The 9,092-nt window shown below is 74.1% G+C and carries 6 protein-coding genes; all 6 read left to right on the forward strand.

Annotated elements, in window-relative coordinates:
• Window positions 1-687 precede the first annotated feature (687 nt).
• The 6 genes from ACFO4E_RS29730 to ACFO4E_RS29755 all read left to right on the forward strand — a co-directional run bounded on the left by ACFO4E_RS29730 (window position 688) and on the right by ACFO4E_RS29755 (window position 8,750).
• Window positions 688-1,794 carry a threonine synthase gene (locus ACFO4E_RS29730; protein WP_378580593.1) on the forward strand — a complete coding sequence of 369 codons (1,107 nt, stop codon included), beginning with the start codon at window positions 688-690 and terminating at the stop codon, window positions 1,792-1,794.
• A 65-nt stretch (window positions 1,795-1,859) separates the two neighbouring features.
• On the forward strand, window positions 1,860-3,068 hold the full coding sequence (locus ACFO4E_RS29735; RefSeq protein ID WP_378580595.1) for an MFS transporter: 1,209 nt from the start codon (window positions 1,860-1,862) through the stop codon (window positions 3,066-3,068).
• A 193-nt stretch (window positions 3,069-3,261) separates the two neighbouring features.
• Window positions 3,262-3,957, forward strand: coding sequence for a tRNA-dependent cyclodipeptide synthase (locus ACFO4E_RS29740; protein WP_378580597.1), 696 nt, complete (start codon window positions 3,262-3,264; stop codon window positions 3,955-3,957).
• Between the two features lie 74 nt (window positions 3,958-4,031).
• Window positions 4,032-5,228 (forward strand): cytochrome P450, encoded by a 1,197-nt coding sequence (locus tag ACFO4E_RS29745; protein WP_378580599.1) that lies wholly within the window; start codon window positions 4,032-4,034, stop codon window positions 5,226-5,228.
• A gap of 101 nt (window positions 5,229-5,329) precedes the next feature.
• Window positions 5,330-6,526, forward strand: a complete 1,197-nt coding sequence (locus ACFO4E_RS29750; protein WP_378580601.1) for a cytochrome P450 — start codon at window positions 5,330-5,332, stop codon at window positions 6,524-6,526.
• 76 nt (window positions 6,527-6,602) lie between these two features.
• A complete protein-coding gene (locus tag ACFO4E_RS29755) occupies window positions 6,603-8,750 on the forward strand; it encodes an adenylosuccinate synthetase (protein WP_378580603.1) in 2,148 nt (715 codons plus the stop codon).
• The last annotated feature ends 342 nt before the right edge of the window (window positions 8,751-9,092 follow it).

Raw genomic sequence — 9,092 nt, forward strand, 5'->3', positions numbered from 1 at the left:
GTCCCGCGGTCGGCGGCGCCCGGGCGGGGGCGTGCGGCGGCGGGCCAACGCGGGCGCGCCGCCCTCACGGCGCGCCGCCCGCCGCCCCGGCGGCCCGCCCCCGGTACCGGAAATCGACCGCCCCTTGCCCACTGCGTCCACGTAGGCGCCGCTCCTCCTTGAAATCGCGCAACACGTCGATATCGGTCCATTTTCTGAGATGTGTGGAATTGTGCGGTGGCATGTCCTTCGCCCGTCCTTTCCGGGGGTCGGCCGCAGGCGGCCGGGGTCGAAGCGAATGAATGTGAAATCGGCAATGAGAGTTCCCGAGATGGGGCCGGGGGAAACGGATGTTCCACGAGTGGAAAGTTCGGAATTCTATCAACGGCGGTCGGGCGCGGATCGTAGGCTCGGTCCCGGGGGTCCCCTCCGACCTCCTTGAACAGCACGTCATCCCTGGATCGACGGGCGATGGCGACCGCATGCAAACCCGATGTCGGTCCCGCGCTGCTGTGGGGCGAAGGGGAAATAATGGCATTCAGCTTGCACTACGAAAAACTCATGAGGGATTGGTCCGGTGCCGGTCGCGGAGACGGTTTCGCGTTGGCCTGTATCGTCTGCGGGCGGGCGGCCGAAAACGACCGCGTCAGCCGGTGCGGGCATTGCGGGGGAGCGGTCGACGCAATCCATGACATCGGTGCGGTTTCATTGGATCCCGGACCCAGCCCGCTCCGCCGGTATTTCGACCTGCTCCCCGTGCGCCGGCGCAAGAACCTCTTCTGGTTCGGCGACGGGAACACCCCGTGCCACGCGGCGGAGGGATTCGGGCGCCGGACCGGGCTGCCCCACCTCTTCCTGAAGAACGAGAGCACCAACCCCACGCGCAGCACCAAGGACCGCATCGCCTCCGTCGCGCTGTCCCGGTTCTCCGAACTGGGGGTCGGCCACCTGGTGACGGCCTCGACCGGGAACAGCTCGACCGCCTACGCCCGCGGCGTGCAGCTCATCGACGGCATCGAGATGGCACTGTTCTGCGGCCGCGGCTACCACCACCGGCTCAACTACCCCGACCACCCCACGGTCGCCACCCACCTCGTCGACGGCGACGGCCCCGCCGTCGCCGCCGCGGCCCGCCGCTTCGCCGAGCGCACCGGCGCCGTCTGCGAGGGCGGCTTCTTCAACCTCGCCCGCCGCGAGGGCCTCAAGCTGGCCTACCTGGAGGCGTTCGACCAGCTGCCCGAGCCACCCGACTACGTATTCCAGGCGGTGGGCAGCGGAACGGGCCTGCTCGGCGGCTACAAAGGGGCCGTGGAGTACCGGCTCCTGGGGCGCCTGCCCGCGCTCCCCAGGTTCATGGCGGTCCAGCAGGAGGGCTGCGCCCCGATGGCGGCCGCCTACCGCGAAGGCGCGCTCTCCATCGAACCCCGCCACATCGTCGCCGCGCCCCGCGGTCCCGCCGAGGCGATCCTGTGCGGCGACCCCGCCGCCTCCTACCCCTATGTCCGGCACGCCTGCCGGACCAGCGGCGGGCGCATCCTGGCCGTCGGCACCGACGAGATCCGCGCCGTGCGCGACCTCCTGGAGGAGACCGAGGGGATCCAGGTCTGCCACGCCAGCGCCACCGCCCTGGCCGGAGCGGTCCGGATGCGCCGTGAAGGCGTCCTTCCCGCGCGCGCCCGGGTCCTGGTGAACCTCACCGGCGGCGACCGTGTCGGCTGGCCCACCCCCCAGCGCTTCACGGTGGTCGCCCCGCGCGTACGCGCCGCCGGGGCCGGACTCCGATCCGGGGCCGGGGCCGCCGGCGACGAGGGGTGAGGCGCGGGGCGGGATAACGAAAAACCCCTTGCCGGGGGCGGGGCGGGCACCCAGGATGGGTCGGCGTGCCCATCTGGTTGCTCGGTTTGCTGTTCGCCGCCTTCGTGTTCTTCACCGACGACTACATCATCGCCGGTGTGCTGCCGGAGATCGCCGCCGACCTCGCGGTGAGCGAAGCCGCGGCCGGCCAGCTCGTCACGGCCTTCTCACTCACGGTCGCGCTGGGCGCCCCCGTTGCGGCCGTGGTGCTGGCCCGCTGGCCCCGGCGGCTGCTCTTCGGCGCCGCCCTCGCGATCTTCGCCGCGGCCAATACGGCGGCCGCGCTCACCACCTCCTTCGAACTGCTGATGGCCGTGCGCGTGCTCGCCGCGGCCGCTGCGGCGATGGCCACGCCCGCGCTGTTCGCCGCGGCGGCGGCCCTCGCCCCGGCGGGACGGCAGGGGGCCTACATCGGCACGGTGGCCCTCGGCGTCACGGGATCGATCGCGGTCGGGGTCCCGCTGGGCACGTGGATCGGCGGCCTGCTGGACTGGCGCGCCACGTTCGCGGCCATGGCCGGAGCCGGCGTCGTCGCCCTGGTGTGGCTGGCCGCGGCGCTGCCGGAGGCCGAGCCCCCCGCACCGGTCCCGCTGCGCGACCAGGTCCGGATCCTCGCGTCCGGTCCGGTCCTCCTCGGCCTGCTCGCCAACGCGCTGACCGTGACCGGGTCGATGATGCTGCTGACCTATCTGGCGCCCTTCAGCGCGGCGCTCGCGGAGGTCGACACCGAGACCCGAGCCGCGCTCTTCGCCGCGTCGGGCTTCGCCGGGATGCTCGGCATCCGGCTGGGCGGGACCGCGACCGACCGGTGGGGCCCCGACCGGACGTTCGCCGCCGGGGTCGGCGTCTTCGTGACGGTGATGGCCGTCTTCACCGTCCTGTGGCCCCTGCGCCCGGTCGCCCTGTGGATCATCGGACCCCTGGCGGTCGTCTGGGGCGGTGCGGCGTTCTGGAACTCGCCCGCGGTCCAGGCCCGGCTGCTGAGCCTGGCCGGCCCGGCCGGACCCCAGGCGCTGGCCGTGAACACCGGCTTCACCAACGTGGGCGTGGCCGTCGGCGGCGCGCTGGGCGGCGTCCTGCTCTCGACCGCCGGGATCGGCTGGCTCGCGCCGGTATCGGCCCTGCTCGGCCTGCTCGCGCTCGGCGCGTTCCGCCTGGCGGCGCCCGCCCGGACCCGCGCCGAAGGTCCGCGCCCGAGCACCGGACCCTCGCGCAACGCGCCAAATCAGCCATAACACCTCCTTGTCCCCAAATTGATTATTTCCCGGTATTTTTCCATGCCTCGAGAATTGATCGAGCGAAGCTCGATTCCGGCGAATTCGAGCACGCGCGTGTTTTAGCCGCGGAAATCAGAGGTACCAATCTGGTGAAACGACCGGTGGCGCCCCTCGACGCCGATGATGGGAAGGACAGCCCGTGGTGCACACGGTGTCCGTAGAACGTGACGGAGATTTCCACGTCACCCCGTTGACCGACAACTGCCGGGCCCTCATGGCGACCGGAGGGCACGCGCTCCTGGGCGTCAGCCATGGAAACAGCTATTTCAGCCGCGGGCGCCTCTCCAACCTCTTCGCGTGGGCGCTGCGCAGGTTCGACGCGGTCGATGTCGTAGCGGCGGACAGCCACGTGGTGGAGATCTTCCGCGCCATCGGGTACGACGACGAACGCGCGCGCAAGCGCACCCATAAAGAGACCAGCGTCCTGCGCAACCGGATCAAGGACGCCGCCGCCCAGTGCGGCGCCGACCGGAAGAGGATCACCTTACGCGGGCTGTCCGATTTCGTGGACGACCCCGCCTATCGATCCGTTCGGGCCGAAACCCAGAAAGCCCTCGACGACCAGCCCGAATTCCGGAATGCGGCCCGCGCCATGACCCGGGCCGTCCTCGAATCCCGGCTGGGTCCCGGGAACGCCCGCGAGGACCAGATCGACACCGCTTTCTCCTACCTCCAAGCCGAATTGCCGTTCTTCCATGACGCACCCCGCATCCTCCGCGTGGAGTCCACGGTCTCCTGCTACCACATGCGGCTGCCCCTGCTCGATTTCATCTGCGGCCCGCGCGCGGTGGTGCCCGTGGTCCCCACCCAGGGGTTCGCCGTGGTCCGGCCCGCCGAGCACGGCTGATCCGCCGGGTGCCGGCCCCCGCGGGCCGGCACCCGCGCGGCCGAAAGGCCACGACCTCGACCGGAGGTACGCGTTTGCCCCCTGACGAGACACCGCCCCGCTTCCCCTTCTCCCACCGCGGCGACGCGCTGGCCCCGGAGTACCGCGACCTCCAGGAGAACCGGCCGATCGCCCGGGTGCTGACACCCACGGGTGAGCGGGCATGGCTCGTCACCGACCACGCCCTGGCCGTGCGGGCGTTCGAGGACGACCGCCTCTCCCTCGCCCGGGCCGCCGCGCCCGACGCCCCGAGACAGACCGTCCGGGCCATGCCGCCCGACGCCATCGCGTCGATGAACGCCATCAAGCGAGCCGGGCTGCGCAGGGAGTTCCTGGCGGCCATCGCCGCGCCCCGCGTCGCCCGAATGCGCCCCTGGGCGCGCACGACCGCGCGCGCCATGCTCGACCGCCTGGCCGGGGCCGGTCCGCCGGCGGACCTCTTCCGCCCCTACGCCGAAGCGCTGCCGCTCGCCCACACCTGCCGCGTGCTCGGCATGCCGTTCGACGACGCCGCCCCCCTCATCGGGCTCGTCGAGACCGCCATGCCCATCCGCGAGCGCACCACTGCCGACTACGCCGCCAACTGGGCCGAGCTGCACGGCTACTTCCTGTCGCTGCTGGCCCGCGCGGACCTGCCCGACGGAGCCGTGCGCCGATACCGCGCGAACAACGCCGCCCGCCCGCCCGGCCGGCGCGTCGACGACGACACGCTCGCCGAAACCCTGGCCTGGTTCTTCGGCGCCAGCCATGTGGGGTCCGTCAGCGTCCTCGCGCACACCCTGGTCAGCCTGCTCGCCCAGCGCGACGCCTGGGACCGGCTGTGCGAGCTGCGGGCCGCGCCGGGCTCCGCGGTCGAGGAGCTGCTGCGCCACTCCCTCTTCCTGCACAACGGCCTGCCGCGGGTGGCCACCGACGACGTGGAACTGGGCGGGGTGACGATCGGTGCGGGGGAGCTGGTGCTGATCAGCGCCGACACCGCCAACCGCGACCCCGCCGCCTTCCCCGGCCCCGACCGCATCGACCTCGACCGCGACGCCCGCGGCCACCTCGCCTTCGGCCGCGGCACCAACCGCTGCCCCGGCAGCGCGCTGGGCCGCGCGACCGTGCGGGTGGCGATCGAGGAGCTGGTCCGGCGCCTGCCCACGATGCGCCTCGCCGTTCCGCTCGGCGAGATCGAGTGGCGCGACGACCTCCTCGACCGCAGGCCCGTCGCCATCCCGGTCCGCTGGTGACCCGCCGCCGCGCCCGGACCCGCCCCAGGGGCCGGACCGCGGCCCGGTGCCCGGCACCCCCGGCCGCCGCCCGAACCGAGCCGACCCCGACAGGAGGCCCTGTGTCCGACTCCGAGGCACTTCCGTGCTTCCCCTTCTCCCACCGGGGGGACGCACTGAGCCCGCGCTACCGCGAGCTACAGCGGAACCGGCCCGTCACCCGGGTCCTCACCCGCGCCGGCGACCCCGCGTGGCTCATCACCTCCCACGAGCTGGCCGTACGCGCCCTACAGGACGACCGCCTCTCCGTGGAGCCGTTCGCCGCCCCCGCGGATCCCGGCCGGGACGTCCCCGCCATCCCGACGAAGGTCCTCTCGGCCCTCACCGCCATCCGCGAAGCCGGGCTGCACAAGGTCTTCATGAAGGCGATCGCCCCGCCCAAGGCGCGCAAACTCCAGCCCTGGGTGCGCGCGACCGCCCGCGCCCGGCTCGACGCCATCGCCGCCGGGCCGCAACCCGCCGACCTCTTCTCCTCCTACGCCCGCGCCCTCCCCGTCGCCCTCACCGGACACGTCATGGGCATCCCCGGCGACGACGCCGCCGCACTGAGCGAGTCGAGCCTCGCCGGCCTGATCCGCCTCAACGCCATCGGAGCCGACGACACGGTCGACGCCGCCCAGGCCCACGACTACTTCCGGGCCGTGCTGGCCCGCCCCGGCCTCCCCGACGGGATCGTCCGCCGGTTCCGCGAGCACAACGCCGCCCGCCCACCGGCCGAACGCGTCGACGACGACCGGCTCGCCGACGCCTGCGTGAACGTCCTCGGCGCCGGCCACTTCGGCGCCGTCGCCGTTCTCGCGAACACGTTCGTCGACATCCTCGGCGACCGCCCCACCTGGGACCGGCTCTGCGCGGCGCAGCACGTCACGAGCGCGGCCCTGGAGGAGCTGCTGCGCTACGCCCTCGTCCAGCACGGCGGCATGCCGCGGGTCGCCACAGAGGACGTCGAGATCGGCGGGGCCACCATCCGGGCGGGGGAGCTGGTGCTGATCAGCGCCGACACCGCCGACCGCGACCCCGCCGCCTTCCCCGGCCCCGACCGCGTCGACCTGGACCGCGACGGCCAGGGCCGTCTCGCGTCCGGCCGCGGCACCCACGACTTCCCCGGCAGCGCCCTCAGCCGCATGGCCGTCCGGGTCGCCGTCGAGGAACTGACCCGGCGGTTCCCGACCATGCGCCTGGCGGTGCCCGTCGGCGAACTCGAATGGCGCGCGGACCTGCTCAGCCGCCTGCCCGCCGCCATCCCGGTCACCTGGTGACGCCGGCCCCGGCGCTCCCCGCCGCCCATCGCCCGCCGTCGCCGAAGCGCCCGCTATGGAGGAGGACACCGGACCCATGAGCGAGAACGCCGCAGACGGCCGGTATCCGGCCACCGACCCCCGAGCCCTCCTGGGCGCCGTGCGCGCCCGCCGCGCCCGGATCCGCGCGGACCTGCTCGCCGGCCTGCCCGCGGCCCCGCCCCGCGACCGCGGCCCCGCACCGGTCACCTGGGTCGGCGACCTCCAGCAGGGCGACGGCGGCAAGGGAGCGATGGTCGACCGCCTGGCACCCCACCACGACCTCGTGGTCCGGGTCCAGGGCGGCGACAACGCCGGCCACACCGTCGCCTTCCGAGACGGCCGCGGCCGCGCGACCGTGCTGAAGAACCACCTCGTCCCGTCGGGGATGCGCCACCCCGGCGTCGTCGGCGTCATCGGCAACGGCGTCCTGGTCAACCCCGCGACCCTGGCCGGCGAACTCGCCGGCCTCGACGCCCGCGGCCTCGCCGCGAGCGGCCGGGTGCTGCTCAGCGACCGCGCCCACCTCGTCCTGCCGCTCCACCTGCGCGCCGACGCCCGCCAGGAGGACGACGACCGCGCCGGCGGCGAGGTCATCGGCACCACCCGGCGCGGGATCGGCCCCGCCAACGTCTGCAAGTACAACCGCACCGGCGTGCGGGTGCGCGACACCGCCGACCTCGACCTGGTCCGCCACCGCCTGCGGCTCAGCGCCGCATTGCTCGGGCTCCCGCCCGCGTGCGCGGACGACGACCTCGACTGGATCCGGGCCCACCGCCCGATGCTGCTGGCCATGGCCACCGACACCACCGCGCTGCTGGGCGCCGCGGTGGAGGCCGGCCGGCCGGTGCTGTTCGAAGGTGCCCAGGGGCCGCTGATCGACATCGACCACGGCATCTACCCCTACGTCACCACCTCGCCCACCGTGTTCCACTCGGTGCCCACCGGGACCGGCGTCGACGGCGCGCGGGTCCGCCACCGCGTCGGCGTCCTGAAGGCGTACCAGACCATGGTCGGCAACGGCGGGTTCGTCACCGAGGAGGCCGGGGAGCTCGGCGCCCTCCTGCGCGAACGCGGTGCCGAGTCCGGGACGACCACCGGCCGCCCCCGGCGCTGCGGCTGGCTGGACCTCGCCCACGCGCACTGGTCGGCCGCGTTGAACCGCTACACCAGCGTCGTCCTCACCAAGCTCGACGTCCTCGACGGCTTCGAGCGCATCGGGGTGTGCGTCGGCTACCGGCGCCCCGGCGACGACGGCCCGCTGCCGTTCCGCCCCGAGGAGGACTACCTGCGCTCCTGCACCCCGATCTACACCTACCTGCCCGGATGGCGCACCCCGGCCGCGCGGGCGCGCGAGTACGCCGACCTGCCCGCCGAGCTGACCGCGTTCATCCGCTACGTCTCCGCGCACCTGGAGGTCCCCGTCAGCGGGATCAGCAGGGGGCCGCACGCCGACGACCTGATCGTGGTCCCCGGCGGCGAACTCGCCGAGATCATGGCGCCGTCCCCCGACGCACCCGTCCGCGCGCCCGCCCTCGCCCAGGACCCGGGCCACGGCAGGTCCGCGGCCCCCGCAGCGGACGGGCGGGAGCGCCGCCCCGGCACCGGCCGCGCCGGCACCGGGCTGCGCGTGGCGGTGTTCTGCGGAGCCGGGGCCGGCACCGACCCCCGGCACCGGCGGCTCGCGGCCGAGATCGGCGCCGAGTGCGCCCGCCGCGGAGCCCGCATCGTCTACGGCGCGGGCGGGGCCGGCATGATGGGCGCGGTCTCCGACGCCGCGCTGGCGGCCGGCGGGGCCGTCACCGGGGTCATCCCGCGCTCGCTGATGGAACGCGAGTTCGGCCGCCGCGACCTGGGCGACCTGCGGGTCGTGGCGTCCATGCACGAGCGCAAGGCGCTGATGTACGACCTCGCCGACGCCGTCCTCGTGCTGCCCGGGGGCTACGGCACCTTCGACGAGCTGTTCGAGACCCTCACCTGGAACCAGCTGGGGCTGCACGACAAGCCCGTGGTGCTGGCGGGCGGTTCCGGCTACTTCGACCCGCTGGTGAAGCTCTTGGACCACGCGCGGGCGGCGGGCTTCATCACCCGCGCGGACCGCGCGCTCGTGCGCCACGCCGCGAGCGCGGGCGAAGCACTCGACCTCCTGCGGCCCGGGCCAACGCGCACCGCGGCCGGCACCGCCCCGAACGGGGCGGCGGGCTGAGCCGGATCCCGGCCCCCGGGTTCCGCCCCGCGCCCACCGTGCCGACCCGCCACCCCGGGTGGGCGCGGGGCGGTCCCCCCCGTCCACGCGGCCCGGGGGACCGCGCCGGAGGCGCCGCCGGCGGCGGACCGGGCGGTGTCGCGTACGGGACCGTCAGGGACGGGCGCCGGCGCCGCCGCGCGGCCCGGCGTACTCGGCGTCGGTGACGTGTTCGAGATGCTCCTATAGATGTCAAGCGGCAGGAGCAAGGTCGGTTTGAGTGATGTGTTCGGTTGGTGTTCCTGCCAGTGCGCGGTAGACCTCGCGGGCGACGAATCGCTTGAGGCAGCGCATGATGTCCTT

This window comes from Nocardiopsis mangrovi (genome assembly GCF_042653925.1).
Taxonomy (GTDB): Bacteria; Actinomycetota; Actinomycetes; order Streptosporangiales; family Streptosporangiaceae; genus Nocardiopsis_B; species Nocardiopsis_B mangrovi.